Origin of the sequence: Novosphingobium rhizosphaerae, from assembly GCF_050920675.1 — a bacterium.
Classification (GTDB): domain Bacteria; phylum Pseudomonadota; class Alphaproteobacteria; order Sphingomonadales; family Sphingomonadaceae; genus Novosphingobium; species Novosphingobium rhizosphaerae.
The window spans coordinates 209,625-227,284 of the sequence record NZ_CP137861.1 but is presented as its reverse complement, the minus strand read 5'-3'; the positions used below and the strand labels follow the sequence as shown (position 1 = coordinate 227,284).

The 17,660-nt window shown below is 63.1% G+C and carries 15 protein-coding genes; 6 read left to right on the top strand and 9 right to left on the bottom strand.

The window, feature by feature from the left end:
- Positions 1–34 precede the first annotated feature (34 nt).
- The 3 genes from R9J51_RS01070 to R9J51_RS01060 all read left to right on the top strand — a co-directional run bounded on the left by R9J51_RS01070 (position 35) and on the right by R9J51_RS01060 (position 3,386).
- On the top strand, positions 35–1,360 hold the full coding sequence (locus R9J51_RS01070) for a hypothetical protein (RefSeq protein WP_179505615.1): 1,326 nt from the start codon (positions 35–37) through the stop codon (positions 1,358–1,360).
- 25 nt (positions 1,361–1,385) lie between these two features.
- Positions 1,386–1,712 (top strand): hypothetical protein, encoded by a 327-nt coding sequence (locus R9J51_RS01065; RefSeq protein ID WP_179505614.1) that lies wholly within the window; start codon positions 1,386–1,388, stop codon positions 1,710–1,712.
- A 564-nt stretch (positions 1,713–2,276) separates the two neighbouring features.
- A complete protein-coding gene (locus tag R9J51_RS01060; protein WP_179505613.1) occupies positions 2,277–3,386 on the top strand; it encodes an acyltransferase family protein in 1,110 nt (369 codons plus the stop codon).
- A gap of 73 nt (positions 3,387–3,459) precedes the next feature.
- Here R9J51_RS01060 and R9J51_RS01055 read toward each other — a convergent pair whose 3' ends face one another.
- The 3 genes from R9J51_RS01055 to R9J51_RS01045 form a co-directional block, all read right to left on the bottom strand.
- Entirely contained in the window at positions 3,460–4,473 is a 1,014-nt protein-coding gene (locus R9J51_RS01055) for an acyltransferase family protein (RefSeq protein ID WP_179505612.1), read from the bottom strand.
- 70 nt (positions 4,474–4,543) lie between these two features.
- Positions 4,544–5,740 (bottom strand): acyltransferase family protein, encoded by a 1,197-nt coding sequence (locus tag R9J51_RS01050; RefSeq protein WP_179505611.1) that lies wholly within the window; start codon positions 5,738–5,740, stop codon positions 4,544–4,546.
- Between the two features lie 90 nt (positions 5,741–5,830).
- Positions 5,831–6,928, bottom strand: coding sequence for a glycosyltransferase family 4 protein (locus R9J51_RS01045; protein ID WP_179505610.1), 1,098 nt, complete (start codon positions 6,926–6,928; stop codon positions 5,831–5,833).
- Positions 6,929–7,209: 281 nt separating this feature from the next.
- On the opposite strand from R9J51_RS01045, the gene R9J51_RS01040 reads away from it, so the two are divergent.
- From R9J51_RS01040 to R9J51_RS01030, 3 genes are all read left to right on the top strand, one after another.
- Positions 7,210–8,700, top strand: a complete 1,491-nt coding sequence (locus R9J51_RS01040) for a phosphomannomutase (RefSeq protein WP_179505609.1) — start codon at positions 7,210–7,212, stop codon at positions 8,698–8,700.
- Between the two features lie 227 nt (positions 8,701–8,927).
- Complete coding sequence (locus tag R9J51_RS01035; protein WP_179505608.1) at positions 8,928–10,094, top strand: nucleotide sugar dehydrogenase; 1,167 nt, start codon at positions 8,928–8,930, stop codon at positions 10,092–10,094.
- 10 nt (positions 10,095–10,104) lie between these two features.
- Positions 10,105–10,929, top strand: a complete 825-nt coding sequence (locus R9J51_RS01030; protein ID WP_179505607.1) for a WecB/TagA/CpsF family glycosyltransferase — start codon at positions 10,105–10,107, stop codon at positions 10,927–10,929.
- A gap of 25 nt (positions 10,930–10,954) precedes the next feature.
- Here R9J51_RS01030 and R9J51_RS01025 read toward each other — a convergent pair whose 3' ends face one another.
- From R9J51_RS01025 to holA, 6 genes are all read right to left on the bottom strand, one after another.
- Positions 10,955–12,571 carry an O-antigen ligase family protein gene (locus R9J51_RS01025; protein ID WP_179505606.1) on the bottom strand — a complete coding sequence of 539 codons (1,617 nt, stop codon included), beginning with the start codon at positions 12,569–12,571 and terminating at the stop codon, positions 10,955–10,957.
- A gap of 210 nt (positions 12,572–12,781) precedes the next feature.
- On the bottom strand, positions 12,782–13,030 hold the full coding sequence (locus tag R9J51_RS01020; protein WP_168556368.1) for a hypothetical protein: 249 nt from the start codon (positions 13,028–13,030) through the stop codon (positions 12,782–12,784).
- 193 nt (positions 13,031–13,223) lie between these two features.
- A complete protein-coding gene (locus tag R9J51_RS01015; protein WP_168556369.1) occupies positions 13,224–13,481 on the bottom strand; it encodes a hypothetical protein in 258 nt (85 codons plus the stop codon).
- Positions 13,482–13,841: 360 nt separating this feature from the next.
- Positions 13,842–14,852, bottom strand: coding sequence for a glycoside hydrolase family 5 protein (locus tag R9J51_RS01010; RefSeq protein WP_168556370.1), 1,011 nt, complete (start codon positions 14,850–14,852; stop codon positions 13,842–13,844).
- Between the two features lie 134 nt (positions 14,853–14,986).
- A complete protein-coding gene (locus R9J51_RS01005; protein ID WP_348981812.1) occupies positions 14,987–16,408 on the bottom strand; it encodes a sugar transferase in 1,422 nt (473 codons plus the stop codon).
- 224 nt (positions 16,409–16,632) lie between these two features.
- Positions 16,633–17,655 carry a DNA polymerase III subunit delta gene (gene holA, locus R9J51_RS01000; protein ID WP_168556371.1) on the bottom strand — a complete coding sequence of 341 codons (1,023 nt, stop codon included), beginning with the start codon at positions 17,653–17,655 and terminating at the stop codon, positions 16,633–16,635.
- Positions 17,656–17,660 lie beyond the last annotated feature (5 nt).

Sequence of the window (17,660 nt, the reverse complement as noted above, 5' to 3'; positions counted from 1 at the left end):
GGCGCCACTCACGACAGCGGAAGACCCTTTCTCGATGAGCAGCGCCGCCACACAACGGATCAACCGGCCGGTCAGGGGCACGAAGCGCGTCCGTGCAGCGGCGCTTGGCGCAGAATCTCCCGTGACAACGGTCTCCCACGCTTGGCGCTGCTTCCTGGCGCTGGTTGTTTCGATGTTCCTCAACATGCTGTTGGCCATCGCCAATGCCAATGGCTTGGGCATGAACAACAAGCTCGTGACGGTGATCCAGATCGTGGTCACGCTGGGCAGTGGCGCCATGATCCTGAGCCAACCGATCAAGCTTCGCCCGGCAGAGCAATATCTTCTGATCGTGCTGGTCTTGCTGTTCTTGATGGCCAGTGCCGTCAATGGCTTCAACATGAAGGCCATGTATGACTGCCTGATTATCCCGCTCTACATTGCCTTGGGGCGCTCGGCACGCGCGATCAAGCCGCGATGGATGGATTGGCTGCTGGCGGCAGTGACCGGGGTGGTGCTGGTAGAACTGCTGGCCCCCTCGCTGTTCACGCGCGTGGTCAATCCTGGCGGGTTTTTCATGGCCACACGCGCGTGGATTGCCGCGAACGCGGGTTCCGCACCCGACGGTGGCCTTTACGTTGGCGCCGTTCGTGGCGGCGGTGGTTCCAAGTTCGCGTTGGCAGACCATCGCTTGTCTGGCCCCTTTCTCGAACCGCTTTCGCTCGGCTATTTCTCGGTGCTGATGACGATCTACTATGCCGCCATCCACCAATCGAAGTGGTGGGTGCGCATTGGCGCAATCGGCGTCTGCCTGCTTCTCTCGCTGGTGTCGGACTCGCGCGCGGCCACCGGCATCATCGTCCTGTCCAGCCTGGTTTTGATCTATCGCGTGCAGTTGCCGGCCATTCTCATTTGGCTTGCGCCACTGGCAATCCTTGGCGTGGCTTTGGCAATCTATTGGATTCAGCCAACGTTCCTCGCCGGGGGCGATGCCCTGTATCGCATCGGCCTCACGTTCGACGGCATGAAGGACTCGAGCGTGGCAGACCTGATGATGGGCAAGGTCAACACCGACCGTGTCGGGGATAGTGGTATCCTCTATCTGGTAAGCTGCCTGGGTATCATAGGCTTGTTTGCCGCTATCTTCTATTTCTCGGGAATGCTTTCCCGTCGTCCTGGGTCTGCGACCTCCATTTATGTGATGATCGCGGTATACCTCACCACGATGCTGATCTTTGGCGGCGCAGTGTTCTCGATCAAAACCGCCAGCTTGACCGGCTTCCTCGTGGGCTTGGCAACGTGGCCACACGCAGCGCCCAAGCGGGCCGTGCAGGCCAGGCGGCCGGCAATCCGCCGTGGGCCGATGCCGGAGCCTCGCTAACTTCCGAGCGCATCTACGCGCCCCGTTGCTGCGCCGTGATGGCAGCGTGCCGGACAGCCTGCCTGCGGCGGTCGACCGCAGGTCGCGTGGTGTTTTCGATGGCCAGCGGCAACGCAGCGGTGCCTTTCGCCAGGCTCGGTGCAAGCGTGGCAGCGATGTTTTGATGGCGCGCTGCGCGGGCAACGGATGCGGCAGGGCGGCCACGGCATTTGGCCTCTCCTGTGCCCGCTGCGCCCGCATCGCTCTGGCGCCGGTGGAGCGCGAATCGGCACGGATAGTGTCAAAGTATTTCAACGATATAGCCGCTATTTTAAACCATAACGGCAATATCAATTTTGCCATCGGGCTATAAGTTGTTGGAATTTTTAATTTAATTTCGCGATGATCTTAAATCAAAAAAATCTCAAATGTACCATGCACTTAGGCTATGTTGCCCGCACGGCATGTTGCCGATTGTGGGGCCAAGGCAAATGGATAGAGGCAGTCGGATCGGCTTATCGGATAGAGCGCGCCGCGCGCGCTTGGTGCCCGAGGGAATGCCGGAGCTCCGACGCCGTTACTGCCCAGGCTGATTCGCGCGCATAAGCGCCTGGCCGCCTATCTAATATCCTCTAAGTAATTTTACTTAACGACCATGAAAGTGGTCGATGAGATGTTGTGCCAAAAATAAACGTATGGCCGGCGTTAAGTTAATGGCGCCATTAATTCGTGCTTTGAAAAGCAGATATTTGAAAATTCCCCTTATAATACGGGTGAATATGAACCAGGGGCGTTCGTGCGCGCGGCTCTTGGGTTGCATCTGCGCGCATTAAATCCCCCACGGGCTGCAATTTTCTATCGATGATTATCTTTAGTTATTAACATTTACTCATTTCGGTATAATTGCAGCTACCTCAACCATGGACGGATCCTCCCAATGACACTATCCATCGGACAAGCGCGCCCGCTGTGGCGCTGGCTGAGCAATGCGCTGCGCAGTACGCATTTCTTTCGGCTGAAATCTTCTTCCACCGCGCGTGACGTTTCGCTCGACGTGCTGCGTGGCATCGGCATCACGGCCGTGATTTTCTATCATGGCTGGATGCTGGCCGTGGATGGCGAGGGCGTTACCAGTTTCAAGCTGGAAGTATCGAGCCTCTATTCCACGTTCGTGCAGTTCCTTGCGCCCCTGCGTATGCCGACGATGGTGTTCCTGGCGGGCTGGCTGGCCGATGTGGGATTGCGAAAATATCCCAAGGTCGCGTTCATCGCCAACAAGCAGGAGCGCCTGCTGTACCCACTGGTGATCTGGTCGCTCGTCTATGGCGTGCTGAAAAGCAATCCGCTGACCGGCTCCACCCCAGGCGAGTTCTGGCAGAGCGTGTTCTTCCCCACCAACCATTTGTGGTACCTGCAGTACATGTGCGCCTATTTCCTGATCCTGACGCTGTTCAGCAATCAAAAGGCGCTTCTGCTCGGCACGGCGCTGGTGGCATTCGTGATCGCCAAAGTGGCAGACACGTCAGACTATAATCGGTTCCTCTATCTGCTGGTGTTTTTCGTGCTTGGCGCGATGGCGCCGGCGCGGATCATATCGGTGGTGATGAACGCTTCGGTTCTCAAAAAGGTGCTGATCATCGGCACCACGTTTGCAGGTGTCCTGCTGCTCATGGACATGACGAAGTCCAAATACGAGTTGGAAACCTTGCCTATCAGCGTGATGGGCCTGATCGGGCTGTACAGCACGGCCTCGCTGATCTGCGCCAAGTCGGCGATGCTCACGCTGTTCTTCCGCTATGCCGGCAACATCTCGCTCGAAATGTACGTGCTCCACTGGCTCTTCGTGAAAGTGGGCATGATCATTTTTGCCGGCAAGCTGAACATCACCCATGGCGATACCGTCAGCTTCCTCACCTTCGTGTTTGCGCTCGTGGGGTCGATCGTTGCCACCGAGGCGCTGCATTTTGCCGGGGCGCGATACCTGTTCAAGTCACCCGTGCGCATTCCCGTGCCCGCGCGCGAGACGGCCGCCGGCCCCGCCGAATAGGGCTATGCCGAATAAGGCAAGGAATGACCCCATGGCCGCAGCGGAAGCGCCGCAGGCCATGGACGGAACGAGATCAGGCCGACCGGCGCGCCAGCCAGCCATTGATGGCGCGCCGGGCCGGCTGTTCAACCACGTAGAAGCTGATCAGCGCCACGGCAAAGGTCGCCGGGAGCAGGATCAACGAGGTCACCCGCTCGTGCAGGGTGTAGAACGGCTGCTGCCAAAGATAGATCGAATAGCTGGTGACGCCGACATAGCGGATCGCCGGATTTTCCAGCACGCGCCGCAACGCCATGGGCGCATGGGCAAGGCCGTTGACAGCACCGGCCAGCAGCACGCTGTCGAGCACCAGTTGCCACGCGGCGGAAAGCCCGGAAAAGGGAACGACGACCGCGCCCAGCAGCAGGACCGGCGTGACCCGGCCCAACATGGCGTGAATGCGCTCTGGCGCCAGGAACAATGCAAACGACAGGAACAGCGGCGCCACGCGCACGTCGCTGCGCCAGAACACGGTGTGTTCGGTGGCGCCGGGCACGGCGGAGAGGACAAAGCCGTTGATCAGCGCCAGCACCGCGAGCACTGCCACGAGCAGGCCCACCTTGCGGCTGCGCGACAGCAGCGCGGCGAGGGCGGCGAGCGAGATATAGGCGTGCTCTTCCACGCTGATCGACCATATGTGGTTGAGCGCGCCGGCTTCCCCGAAGAAGGCCACCTTGTAGTTCATCCACATGGTCAGCGCGGCGAAGTAATCCAGCGGCGAGACCAGCGAATTGAAGTGCATGTGCCGCCACCGCGCCAGCAGTGAGACTGCAAAGATCAGCGACGAGAACACCAGCAGGGTCGGATAGATGCGCGAGAAGCGGCGCAGGAAGAAGGCCTTGAGCGGAAAGCGTTCGTCGATCAGAATCTGCGCCATCAGGCGCCCGCTGAGCACCAGGAACAGATCCACGCCGAACCCGCCGAGTTGGGGAACGCCCGCAACGAAATGGCCGATAAGCACCAGAAGGATGGCCAGGCCGCGCCAGCCATCCAGATAGAGCAGGCGCGCGTGGCCGGCGTTGGCGTTGGCAGCAACGCCAGTATGCATCCCAGAATTGCGCAAGGCGTGATCCCCCTCATCATCGGCCCCCGACAACATTGCCGGCATAGCGCGCGAATTAGTCCGAAACGAATGTTTTTTCGGTAGAGCGTGCTGGAAATCTGTCCGAACCGCCAACCTTGAACCGATTGGCCCATTTGCCGAATTGGTTCATGCCGGGCATTTCAATGAAGCGATAGGTTTGCGTCGCCACAAGCACCACCGCCGCCAGGAAAGCCAGCGTCACCCCATCCATCACCCAGGCATTGCCCACCAGCGCCAGGTCGGTACCGGGCAGCGTCGTGGGCTTGTGCAGCAGCTTTCCGGCGGCGCGCAGCACGTTGTTGGTGAGGAAGGCGCCGAAGAAGTGGACCATGTAGATCGAATAGGACAGATCGCCCAGCTTGCGCGGGAACGGGCGCAATAGCGCCTGGGACACGTGCCCATCCTGCCGGGAAAAAACCAGGATGGCGATGCCGAATACCACGGGTGCCAGCAGTTGCAGCGGGCCAACCTCGGCCAGATAGACGAAGCCCAGCACCAGCACGATGGCCAAGACTTCGGCCAAGGTGCCCTTGATCGGCAGCGGGCGATTGCGCAGGCACCACACCAGGTGCCCGGCAAAGAAGCCATAGACGCAGCGCTCCAGGCCAAACTGGCTGCTCGTTGCCAGGAACTTGGGCGCCAGCAGATAGAGCGACAGCCCCGCCGCCACCACATAGACCAGCGCCACCAGCGGCAAGCGCCGTCGCGCAAGGACGACAGTGATGGCGAATATCAGGTACGTGAAGAATTCGGCGCTGATGCTCCACGAGGGGCCATTCCAGGTAGACCCTTCATAGATGCCCACCCCATTGAGCAGCAGCAGGTTGACCAGGATGGCCATCGGCGTGCGGTCTTCGGAAAATGGCGGGCGGGGCAGGGCGCCGGGGGCATGGTGGGAAATCACCAGCACGGCCAGCTCGAACGCCACGAACACCGCCAGCATGACGAAATGCAGCGGATAGATCCGCCCAAAGCGGCGAATCGCGAAAGGCACGAGGTCCCTCGCGGTGTTCAACCGGCTGGCATAGGCATGCGAGATGACGAAGCCCGACAGCACGAAGAAGAAATCGACGAACATGTAGGCATGCCGGGTGAGCGTAAAAAAGTAGATGTGGCTGGCCACTTGCAGGTGGAACACGGCCACGGACAGGGCGGCAATGCCGCGCAAGCTGTCCAGGGCCTGGTATCGGTGGGCGGCCGTCATCGTCACCTCGGCATAGCAGGGCGTCATGGTCCCAGCACTCTGCTATGCTGCGCCGCACAAAATACAACCGTTTCGGTTTTTATTACGCCAAGGCGTGCTTGGAAAGCGCCGAGCCGATCACAACCGCGCCGTCTCCCGCTGGATGCGCGCGGCGATCGAGGTCCACGAAAAGTTGTCGTTGATGTGCGCGATCTGTGCGGCGAGCAGTGTCGCCCGCGCGGTGGGGTCTTGCAACGCGCCGATGCGGATGGCGAGACCCGCCTCGTCGCCAGGCTCGAAGATTGCGTTGGGGCCGACCACGCCGGGAATGCCGCCCACGTTGGAGCCGAGCGCGGGCGTGCCGCAGAACACCGCTTCGGCACAGACGCGGCCGAACTGTTCGCGCCAGTTGGGCGTGGGCACGCTGGGCAACACGAACAGGTCGAGCGCCGAATAGAAGATCGGCAGCTGTTCCTTGTTGAGCGCCGGGAGCAGCACACCGCCGAATTGCTGCACCGCTTCGGCCACGTCAGGATCGCTCACCGGCCCGCAAAGGAGCAGGGCGGCGCCGGCCTGGTGCGCGGCGCGGGAGAAATATTCCAGCCCCTTGGGCCGCCAGATGCGCCCGGCATAACCGGCGAGCACGCGCCCGTCGAACGCACGAGCGGCCTGGGGGAACAGCGCGGTCAGCTTGGCCCGCGCCTCGTCCTTGGGAATGGGGCTGAACGATTCGAGCGAGACGCCGTTGCCCAGCGGTGCCACGATCCGCTCGGCCTTGGCGCCGCGCGCGCGCAGCACGCCGGCCACTTCGGTGTTCTTGGGAAACACGATGTCGGCCCGGGCATGAACCACGCGCTCCATCACGTTCGCGCCGGAAAAATTGCCTTTAAGGTTGATCGCGCTGCTTTCCAGCACGAACGTGCTCTTGCGCTTGAGCAGGGCAGCCAGGAACGCCGTGAGCGAGTGCGGCTCTTCATGGATGTAGAGCACCTGGGGCGGATGGGCCCGGATGTAGGACAGCATGCCCGGGCTGACATAGGTGAGCCAATGGCCGGGCGCGATGCTGGGAAACAGCTTGAGCGTGAACTCGGGCTCGGTCACCTCGGCGTATTCCTTGCCGGCAAAGACCTGCGGGCCCAACACGGTGAGATCGAACAGCTTGCCCAATTCCCGGAAGCGATCATGGTACAGCTTGTTGCCGGCTTCGTGCCACACCAGAATCATGCTCGGTTTCACGGTCGGTCCACCCTTTCGACACAGCCCCGCGGCGCGCGCTGTTCGCTGCGCCGGTCCAGGCGTCTTGTGCATGCACAATGCGCGTGTTGCAATGCAATAGGTTTTGTAAAGGCACAATTCGCTGGCTGGGCCGTTGGTCTGCCAAAGGGGCAGCGGCGCGTGGCAGCAATGTAAATTTTGCATATGCGAACCACGCGCTATGGCCTAACACAGCGCCCGGGCGGCGGGGGTTTCCACCTGCCGGGGCAAGACGGCTTATGGTTAAGGAAAAGCGAGGATCTATGACGCAGACAGTGGCGGTGACCGATGTTATGGCGCGCTCTGGCGTGGCCTTTGGCACCAGCGGCGCACGCGGCCTGGTGACGGCGATGACCGACCAAGTATGCTTCACTTATACTTGCGCATTCCTGCAGCACATGGCCGAGATCGGCCAGTTCGCACCCGGTGGCGGCGTGGCGATCGCGGGTGATCTGCGGCCTTCGACCCCGCGCATCATGGCGGCCTGCCGTGCCGCGATCGCGCACATGGGCGGGGAATTGGTCGATTGCGGTTTCGTGCCTTCGCCGGCCGTGGCGGCACTCGGTTTTGCCCGCGGCATTCCCTCGCTCATGGTTACCGGCAGCCACATTCCCGACGATCGCAACGGCATCAAATTCAACCGCGCCGACGGCGAAGTGCTCAAGCCCGACGAAGCCGCGATTCGCGCGCAGCACGTCGACCTGCCCGATCTCTTCGATGCCGATGGCATGCTCCGCGATGCGGCAACTGCGCCTGCCCTGGTGGACGCGGCCACGCCTTATGTCGCGCGTTACATCGACTTTTTCGGGGGCGAGGCGCTCAAGGGGTTGAAGCTCGGCGTCTATCAGCATTCGGCCGTGGGCCGCGATGTGGTGGCGCAGATCGTGTCCGGCCTGGGCGCAGACGTGGTCTTGCTGGGCCGATCGGACAAGTTCATCCCGGTCGATACCGAAGCGGTCCGCCCCGAAGACGTGGCGCTGGGCAAGCAATGGGCAGCCGAACATGGCCTGGATGCGATCCTTTCCACCGATGGCGATTCGGATCGGCCGCTGCTGACCGATGAAAGCGGTGCGTGGATGCGCGGCGACGTGCTCGGTATCCTGTGCGCGCAGGCGCTGGACCTTGCCGCGGTTGCCACGCCGGTCAGCTCCAACACCGCGCTCGAGGCATCGGGCCGGTTTGCCCAAGTGCGCCGCACGCGCATCGGCTCACCGTTCGTGATCGAAGCGATGGACCAATTGCTGGCGCAAGGCCTGGCCGCCTGCGGTTATGAAGCCAACGGCGGCTTCCTGCTGGGCAGCGCGGTCACCGCAAACGGGCGCACGCTGGCGGCCCTGCCCACGCGCGACGCGGTCTTGCCGATGGTGGCTGTGCTCGCCGACGCGCGGGCCAAGGGCCTTTCCCTGTCGGCACTCCAGGCGCAGTTGCCTGAACGCTATACCCATAGCGACCGCCTCAAGGACTATCCCACCGCACATAGCCAGGCGCTGATCGCCAAGCTGGAAGCGGGCGATGACGAAGCCGTGCTGGGGCGGTTGACCGACCTGCTCGGCACGCTGGCGGGCAAGGCGGTGGCTTTCGACAAGACCGATGGGCTGCGCGTGACGTTTGCCGATGGCGATATCATCCACTTGCGCCCCAGCGGCAACGCCCCGGAACTGCGCGTCTATACCGAAAGCGCCACGGCGGCCCGAGCGGCCGGTCTCAACACCGCAACGCTTGATCTGGTGCGCCATTTGCCCGCCCCGGCCTGAACGGTTTTGGCGGGAAATGTGCAGGTGCAGCATAAATGCGTTGACGGCCTGCCCTTGGGTGCGGAATATCGGGTAACGACAAGCAATTTTCCGGGCGCAGCATGATCATCGTGCGAGGGGGCAGGCGCAGCGAGGCGAATGATCGCCGCGCCTTGCACCGGCCCGGCGCCGCCAACGCTTGATGCCAAAACGCTTGATGCCAAAACGCTTGATGTGAGTATTCACGAATGAAGATCGCCGTTTTCGGGCTTGGCTATGTCGGCCTTTCCAATGCCGTGCTGCTTGCGCAGCATAACCAGGTCGTTGCCGTGGACATCTCGGCCGATCGCGTGGCCAAGGTGAATGCCCAGCAATCCCCCATCGTGGATGCCGAGTTGGAGGATTTCCTCGCGACCCGGCCACTCGACCTTTCGGCAACCACCGATTCGGTGGCCGCGCTCGAAGGGGCAGACTATGTGATCGTCGCCACGCCGACCAACTACGATGTCGAAACCAACAAGTTCGATACCTCGTCGGTCGAGGCGGTGATCCGGCTGGTCAAGGACCACAATCCCACTGCCGTGGTCGTGATCAAGTCCACCATCCCGGTGGGTTTCGTGTCCGACGTGCGGCAACGGCTGGGCACCGACCAGGTGATCTTCAGCCCCGAGTTTCTGCGCGAAGGCCGCGCGCTCTACGACAATCTCCACCCCTCGCGCATCATCGTGGGCGAGGAATCCGAACGGGCCCACGTCTTTGCCGAATTGCTGCGCGAAGGCGCGGTGAAAAAGGACGTGGAAGTGCTGTTCACCGGCCCGGCCGAGGCCGAGGCGATCAAGCTCTTCGCCAACACTTATCTCGCCATGCGGGTGGCCTTCTTCAACGAACTGGACAGCTATGCCATCGCCGGCGGCATGGACACGCGCCAGATCATCCGCGGCGTCGGCCTCGATCCGCGCATCGGCTCGCACTACAACAATCCCAGCTTCGGCTATGGCGGCTATTGCCTGCCCAAGGATACCAAGCAGTTGCTGGCCAACTATTTCGATGTGCCGCAGAACCTGATCCGCGCGATCGTGGATGCCAACCGCACCCGCAAGGATTTCCTGGCCGAGCAGATCATCCAGCGGCGCCCCGGCAAGGTCGGCGTGTTCCGCCTGGTGATGAAGGCCGGATCGGACAATTTCCGCCAATCCTCGATCCAGGGGATCATGAAGCGGATCAAGGCCAAGGGCATCGAAGTGGTGATCTACGAGCCGGCGTTGGAGGAAGACCAGTTCTTCGGGTCCAGGGTCATCCGCGATCTCGACACGTTCAAGCGCGAGTGCGACGTGATCGTGGCCAACCGCGCGTCCCCGCAATTGGCCGATGTGGCCGACAAGGTGTTCACCCGCGATCTCTTCGGCTCTGACTGAGGCGCGCGCCATGGGATCGAATCAGCAGGGCCTGGCCGGGGGGCCGGCGGTCGAGGCAGCGGGCACCACGGGTAAGGGCGATCTGTTCGCGCGCTATGGCCTGGAATTTGATTCCCATCCGCTGGAAGATGTGGTGGCGCGGGCGCTGCTGCCGGCCACCACGCCGCAGCTCTATTGCACGTGCAACCTCAATCACTTGCGCCAGCTGCAGGGCAATGCCGATTTTCGCGCGGCCTATGCCCGCGCGGCCGTGGTTACCGTGGACGGCCGCCCGATCCGCATGCTCGCGCGCCTTCAGGCCAAGCGCGATGTGCCGGTGGTGACCGGGGCAGACATGTTCCCGGCGCTGCTCGACGCGCTGCGGCCGGGGATCGATCGCCCGTTCTTCGTGGCGAGCTCTGCGCAGGCGGCGCAGATCCTGCGCGACAAGCTGGTGGCGCGTGGTTTCGACCCTGCCGATATCGGGCACGACAGCCCGCCCTATGGGTTCGAGCGGGATGCGGCCTATAGCGCCGACCTCGTCGCGCGCATTGCCGCACTCGATGCCACGCACCTGTTCATGGGGGTTGGCGCGCCCAAGTCAGAGATCTGGGTTTCCCGCCATTTTGCTGGGCTGCCGGCCGCGCACATCTTTTGCGTTGGCGCCGCTCTGGATTTCTCGTCCAGCCTCAAGGCGCGCGCGCCGGCGTGGGTGCGTGCCCTGAGCCTGGAATGGGCCCATCGCATGTTGAGCGAACCGCGCCGCCTGTTGCCCCGCTATGCCGGTGACGCGCTGTTTCTGGCCCAAATCCTGGCCGGACGGAAACTGGTGCCGGTCTTCCCGCCGCGCCCCTGATCCGTCTGGCCCGCCAGGCCGCGGGTCAGACGTTTTCCAGCAGTTGCGGCAAAGGTGCGCTGTCTGCCGGCGCGGCGGATGCCGGGAGCGGCGGCGTTTCGGGCGTGCGGTCTGCCAAGGCGGCAATGGCGCGCGGGGTGAACAGCAGGGCTCCCGCCATCGCCAGCAACGAAGCAAGCGACATTTCGCGGATGGGGAAGTCGTCCAGCGCATGGACGCCCAATTGCGCCATGATGCCCAAGGCAAACAATGCCTGCGCGCGTGAATGCAGCGTGCCCTTTTCACGCAGTTCGAAGCCGAGCCGCCGCCAGGCCATGGTGCCCACGATCGCCAGCACGGCCACCAGCACGATCAGGCCTGGCAGGCCCGCTTCCAGCGTCCATTCCATCCAGTCGTTGTGCGCACGGCCGGCCACGGTGTTGCGGACCACTTCCAGGCGTTCAGCCGCGTTGAAGATCGGGGGGAAGCTGCCCACGCCGCCACCGGCCGGCCAGACCTGGCCCAGGGCGTGGATCGTATCGATCCAGATATCACGGCGCGAATCGTTGAGGTTGGAAAAGCGGTTCATGATGCGATCGACCGAATGCAACCCGACCGCCAGGAGCAGCCCGACGGCCGCCACCCCGCCGCCCACGCCGAGCCAAAGCGTACGGCGGGAAAACTGCTGGCGCGCCAGGGGCCAGACCATCGCTGCGCAGAACGCCAGCGCAATCGGCAGGAGCGCGATGCCGGTGCGCGAACCGGTGAGGAACACCACCACCAACATGATTGCGCCGGTAAACGCCACGCCGCCCCAGAACAGCGATCGGTTCGGAACCAGGCCCACCACCGCGGTGGCGATCACGCCACACGCCATCAGTGCGATCGACAAAAGGTCTGCCTCGGCGTTATGGTTTGCCTGGAAGCCCACGATCACCCCGAAGTGGGCATAGGAATAGAGCGTCCAGTTGTGGCCGGCGGCGTGCGACAGTTGCAGCGCGCCGAGCATCACCGAAGCGCCGGCAACAGCCACGATCGTGGCGCACAGCCACAGGCGGCCAATCAGATCGGTGCGTGAAACGGCCAGCAGCATCAGCACGGGCACCACCATCGCCAACAACGAGATGAAAGTGCGCGCCGGTGCCATCGACCAAGGCATCCACCGATCGGCCTGGCCGATCAGGGCGAGCGACGCCACTTCCATTTCCCGATCGGGCAGGGCGTGCCAGATCGCAGGGGGCAGCGGAATGAGTTGCAGCACGGGCACGATCAAGACCAGCGCCGCAATCACCCAGGCTGCCCGCGGCACCGGGCCCAATCCCGTCGCCAGGCGAGGATGCAGCAGGGGCAGGGCCAGGATCAGCGCCACCAGCGGCTGCAGGATCATTTCCGTGCCGGGATTGGTCGTGCCGCCGCCGCCGAGCACCAGGGCCACGGCCAGCGCTGCCATCACGACGATCACACCAACCTGCGGCGGAGCCAAGGCGATGTCAGCGGGCAGGCGCAGGCTGCGGCTGCTGCCACGGCTGCCGCTGCGCGAGCGTCGGCGGCGCTGGCCTTGCGTGCTGTCGGGAACGGCCAGTGGTCTGGGTGGCGTGGGCGAGGCGCTGGACCTGCGCCGGCGAGAGCGGCGCTGCGGCTGCGAGGCGGGGCTTTCTTCCACGGGGATGATGCTCGATGATAAGGGGAAAATGGCATGGACAGCGGCATCGCCCCCACGCCGCCGGCGGTCTGTGCCGGCTGTCGTCCCGTCTTTTACCGACGGGTTGCCCGCGGCGCAATCGTGCGCTTAGCGGGGATCATCAGGCAAAAGAAAAGGCCTGCACGCGCTGGGGCGTGCAGGCCTTTTCTTTTGCCAAGAGCAAGATCCAGCTCAGCTGCCGGAAGAATCGCTCTTGAAGATTTCGTAGGCGCCCACGCCAAACGCGGCAGCGGCAGCAACGCCGATGATCACGCCGTCAGCGTCCTTGGACTGCTTGGCGACCGGAGCGGACGAACGCACCAGCTTCTTTGCGGTTACCGAGGCAACGGGCACACCAGCGCGGGTGCCAGCGGCCTGGGCGGTCCCTGCAACCAGCAGGGAGGCAACGACGCCGAGGGCGCCGATCTTCATGATGTTCATGGTCACAACTCCAGAATCGGCTTACAGAAGAATACTTATAGGACTTGGCCCTGCCGTTCAAGAACATTTTGCAGTGCAAAATAACCTGGAGCGACGAACGGGGCCCAAGGCGACTGCCCGGACCCCGCTTGTTTGGCACGAACTGAGGCCTTCAACGCAGCGCACCAGAAGCACTCGCACGCTGCGGCAGGGGTCAGCCGCCGGGAGAATCGTCGTTGCTGTTGCCCACGGCGATCAGCACGCCGGTGGCCACGACCGGAATGGCCACGAGCAATTCCTCGCTCACGTTCTTGTTGCGCGTGGAAACCGCCTGCGAAGAACGCTTGAGCATCTTGGCCTGCACGGCCTGGACAGGAGCGGCAATGCCGGCGCGGGTGGCTGCAGCATGTGCAGGGGCAGCGATGGCAACAGATGCGAGTGCTGCCGTTCCGAGAATACCAAGCAGTTTCATATTGCCCTCACTTTATAAATCGTAGGGTTTTATTTACTGCAAATCGGCTGAATTGACAACGCCGTTGTTTGCAGTGTGTCATTTCAAACAATCTCATGGAATGAAAAGATTTTGATGCGGATTGCGACGGGCTTGGTGTGTGGTGCAGCAACAATATCTCACCAAATCTGTGCCAAAAGGACTTGTGCGCAGATTCGGATTTGAGGTTGGCGGCGATTCGCCAGATCAAAATATTGTAAAATCACAATATTGTATGCTTGGTGGGCCAGATTGGCGAGGTACAGCGCCCCAGCCGCCAATGCAGGCGTGCCGGCCATTCCCGCAATCGGGCTTGGCCGGCATGCTTGTTTCTCAGCGCAATCAGTACTTGAGATAGCGCTGCATGAGCAGGGTCTGCGGCTTGTCCACGCCGTCGACCGGATCGGCCGAACCCATTCGTTTTCCCCACGTGCCGCCGCCGGCGAAATAGGTCGCGCCGATGAAGACGTCCTTGTGCGTAACCATGAACTGCAAAAGGTCGTTGAGTTCTTTCAACGAAGGCGGGGTGGGGCCGGACGCGAACTCGCCGATGAAGATTTGCTTGCGGTTTTGCCGCGCCCAGCCGGTGATGTCCTGCAGTATACGGGCGCCCACGCCGGGAATGGCATCGAGGCTGCCGCCGCCAAATCCGCGATCGAGATACTGGTGCGCGTCGAACGCGAAGTTGTTGCCGGGATCGACCATCTGCAACGTGGCCGCGGCGTTGGCGGTTCGCAGCCAGGAGTGCGCGCCGGTCCAGGCGGTGCCGGAAAACAGCACTTTCGAGCGAGCCCCGGCGGCGCGAATGGCGGCGCAGGCGGCATTTTGCGCGCGAATGTTGGAATCGGCCGATTGGTCGTGCGGCTCGTTCATCAGGTTGTACCAGACCAGCGCGTTGTTCTTATAGCGCCGCGCCATGCGACCCCAGAAATCGGCGAATATTTCCGCCGTCACGCTCGACCCTACGTCGCCGATCACCTGGTTGTCACGGCGGCCATAGTCGTGTGCATCGAGCAGGACGACGGCACCCGCTGCAGTGGCGGTGGCAACGATCTGATCCAGCCCGGCAAGGGCGGCTTCATCGAGGGGGCCGGATAGCTGCGGCTGCAAGCGGCGCCATTTGAACGGCACGCGATAGACGTTGAAACCCTTGCCCAGGTAATAGGCGAGGTTATCGAGTGCGGGCCATTTCCATCGCCCGCCGATATCCTTGAATTCCGCGCCGGCCAGGTTGACGCCGAGGCGAAAACCCTTGGGCTGGACCACGGCGGCCAGGGCCGATCCGGCGGGGGTGGCCAGGGCCAGGGAGAGGGCACTGCCCCGAATGAAGGTGCGACGCGTGTGTTTTGCCATGGGGCGAAGGATTGCGGCGTGTCATGCCGCAATGCAACATGGAAAATGAGGCGCCGAGGCCCGGCCTGCCGCACAAGCCATCCGCTTGGACGCAACAAAGGGCCGCATGGCAGCGGCCCTGTCGTAAACTGGCGTTAAAATGCCCGGTCGTGAACCAGCACGGTAAACGTGGCGAACATAATCTGCACGTCGCGCCAGATGGTCCAGCCGTCGAGATATTCAAGGTCTGCCTGGAGCCGGCCGGACAGATCCGCCTCGGTATCGGTGGCGCCGCGGAAACCGCGCACCTGGGCAAGGCCGGTGAGCCCGGGCTTGAGCGAGTGGCGCTGGTTGTAGCGCGGATCGACTTCCCAGAAGCGCTTGGTGCCGGCGAGCGAGCCCAGCGCGTGCGGGCGCGGGCCCACGATGCTCATGTCGCCGCGCAGCACGTTGAGCAGCTGCGGCAGCTCGTCGATGCTGGTGCGGCGGATGAAGCGGCCGATCCGCGTAATGCGATCGTCTTCCTTGCTGGCCGAGCGCGCGCCGGCAGCATCGAGCTGGGCCACCCGCATCGAACGGAACTTGTAGATCCAGAACAAGCGGTTGTTGCGGCCCTGGCGCTGCTGCTTGAAGAAGACCGGGCCGCGATCTTCGAGATAGACCAGCGCAGCAACGGTCAGCAGCAGGGGCGCAAGGAACAGCACTGCCGAGCCGGCAATGGCCAGGTCCATCGCGCGCTTCGAGGCGCGTCCGCGCATGCCCAGCGGTCCGGCCGAAACCACCAGCGAACCGGTGTCGTTGATGCGGCGCGCGCCGAGGACGCCCATCGCCACCACGTTCTGGTCGATCAGTTCGCCGGTGATGTTGGCGCCCTTGAGGACCATGGCCCATTCCATGTGCCGTTCTGGCGGGCAGCTGACCAGCACGCGATCCATGTTGGTCATGAACATCGCAAGGCGATCGAGCATGTGCGGGTCGTTGCGATTGGGCACCAGGCGATGCTGGCGCGTATCGATGTGCCAGGCATGGGGAATGCGCACCGGCAAACCGCCGTCGTCCAGGATCAGCACGTTTTGCGCGGTGGGGCCGCACAGTTTGCGGATCAGTGGCTGCATCCACGTGCGCGCCAGCGTCAGCAGGAGTGCACAGGCCAGGAAGCTTGCCCCGGTGGAGGCGCGCGAAATCTGGTCGGAAACCTTGGCGAAGAAGGCGACGAAGATCACCATCGAAAAAGCCGCCAGCAGCGAGAAGAAAGCGCTGTGGCGGCCGAACCGGGCCGAGGTGAGGGCGGTGATCGAGTAGGCGTTGAACGTGAGCGCGCCGATCACATAGAACGGCAGGAGCAGCACCAGTTGGCGCAGCACCGACGGCGTGACCGAACCGAACTGGAAATGGCTGATGCCCAGCATCGCTGCGGTAATCATCAGCACATCGACCGCCATGAGCAGCACATAGCACTGCAGGCGGCGATGCTCGAGCGAGGAGGCGAGCGGCAGCTTCAGCCGCGCGCCACCCGTCGGGCGTTGCTCGCCTGCCTTGGCTTGGGCCGTCTGGGCCGGGAGATCTAGCGTGGTCATTGCCGCTCTCACTGTCCTTCGATGCCGGCGTTGCGATGCCAGCGGCCGCGTTCACCGGTGCGCAAAAGGGACGAATCACGCCCCGCCCGATGGACCTGCGGCTGCCGAAGCGCCAAAACAGGTCTTTGTTGCGCTGCAATATCTACATGCTTGCGCAGTAATGGCAAGTATCTCTGCTTAGCATGTTTTCGCAGGGCGATCCACGCGCGGCAAATCCGCCGAATCTAGCGTGAAGCGGCACGTGCAAATTCGGCAAGCGCTTGCCACAGCGCCAGGTCGGCATTGCGGCTGTCTGCCAAGAGGCTGCGATGCAACGATATCAGACGCTCCAGCAGGCGCTCCAGGCGGCGGCCACGCCAACGTTTGAGCTGATTTGCCAGATCGGGCTTGTCCCGAAAGAAGACGCGCCGAGCAGACATTTCCTGCTCAAGGAAGCTATTGATATCACTACGGCTTCCCATGCGTCCGGTGAGCTGTGCCAATTGTGCGACACGCCGTTCGAATGCCAGCAGCAAACCGACCGGGTTAATCCCCATTTCGCGCGCGCGTGCCAACTCGGCCCCGACTCGGCGGGAATCGCCGGAAAGCACGGCGTTGACCACCGGCATCATGCCATCATCCTCGGTCGAGGCGCCAATGGCATCGAGCGCAGCGGCATCGACCGTGCGCGGCGATTGCTGGCTGGCATCGAGATAGAGTGCAAGCTTTTCGACTTCGCTGCGTGCCATTCGCGTGTCGAGCGCGGTCGCCCTGGCAATGCGTTCGGCCAGGTCACCGGTGATGCGCAGGCCGGCGGCGCCGGCCATGTCGCGCACGGCATCGACCACGGAGCGCAGGTCGGGCGGGTGGAACATGCCCACCAGCGCATCGGCCCGATCGCCCAGCAGCTTGGCGAGGCGAGACTTGTCGGTGGCCGACGATGCCACGATCAGCACCGGCCAGCCATCCACCGGGCTGGCCAACAGCGTTTCCACCGCGTCGAATGCCTCGTCGCCTGCGGTGCGCACGTGGATCTGCCGCTTGTCGCCGAACAGGGAGACCGAGCGCGCCTCGTCGGCCAGGCGGACGGGATCGCGGCGCAGTTCGGCGCCCGAAAGTTCCACGCGTTCCGCTTCGCCCAAAAGCGCGGCAATGCGCGCGGCGGCATCGGCCGCGCCGGCTTCATCGGGGCCGCAGAAATAGAAGATACGACAGTCCTGCGCGGCCCTTGCGGCCATGCCGGCAAAGGTTTTCTGCGTGGCCTTCACAAGTT

Coding starts and splice junctions, on each gene's coding strand:
- R9J51_RS01030 (WP_179505607.1), top strand. CDS start 10,105: ATGGGATCGAATCAGCAGGGCCTGGCCGGGGGGCCGGCGGTCGAGGCA.
- R9J51_RS01015 (WP_168556369.1), bottom strand. CDS start 13,481: ATGAAACTGCTTGGTATTCTCGGAACGGCAGCACTCGCATCTGTTGCC.
- R9J51_RS01060 (WP_179505613.1), top strand. CDS start 2,277: ATGACACTATCCATCGGACAAGCGCGCCCGCTGTGGCGCTGGCTGAGC.
- R9J51_RS01055 (WP_179505612.1), bottom strand. CDS start 4,473: ATGCATACTGGCGTTGCTGCCAACGCCAACGCCGGCCACGCGCGCCTG.
- R9J51_RS01010 (WP_168556370.1), bottom strand. CDS start 14,852: ATGGCAAAACACACGCGTCGCACCTTCATTCGGGGCAGTGCCCTCTCC.
- R9J51_RS01020 (WP_168556368.1), bottom strand. CDS start 13,030: ATGAACATCATGAAGATCGGCGCCCTCGGCGTCGTTGCCTCCCTGCTG.
- R9J51_RS01050 (WP_179505611.1), bottom strand. CDS start 5,740: ATGACGCCCTGCTATGCCGAGGTGACGATGACGGCCGCCCACCGATAC.
- R9J51_RS01005 (WP_348981812.1), bottom strand. CDS start 16,408: ATGACCACGCTAGATCTCCCGGCCCAGACGGCCCAAGCCAAGGCAGGC.
- R9J51_RS01035 (WP_179505608.1), top strand. CDS start 8,928: ATGAAGATCGCCGTTTTCGGGCTTGGCTATGTCGGCCTTTCCAATGCC.
- R9J51_RS01040 (WP_179505609.1), top strand. CDS start 7,210: ATGACGCAGACAGTGGCGGTGACCGATGTTATGGCGCGCTCTGGCGTG.
- R9J51_RS01070 (WP_179505615.1), top strand. CDS start 35: ATGAGCAGCGCCGCCACACAACGGATCAACCGGCCGGTCAGGGGCACG.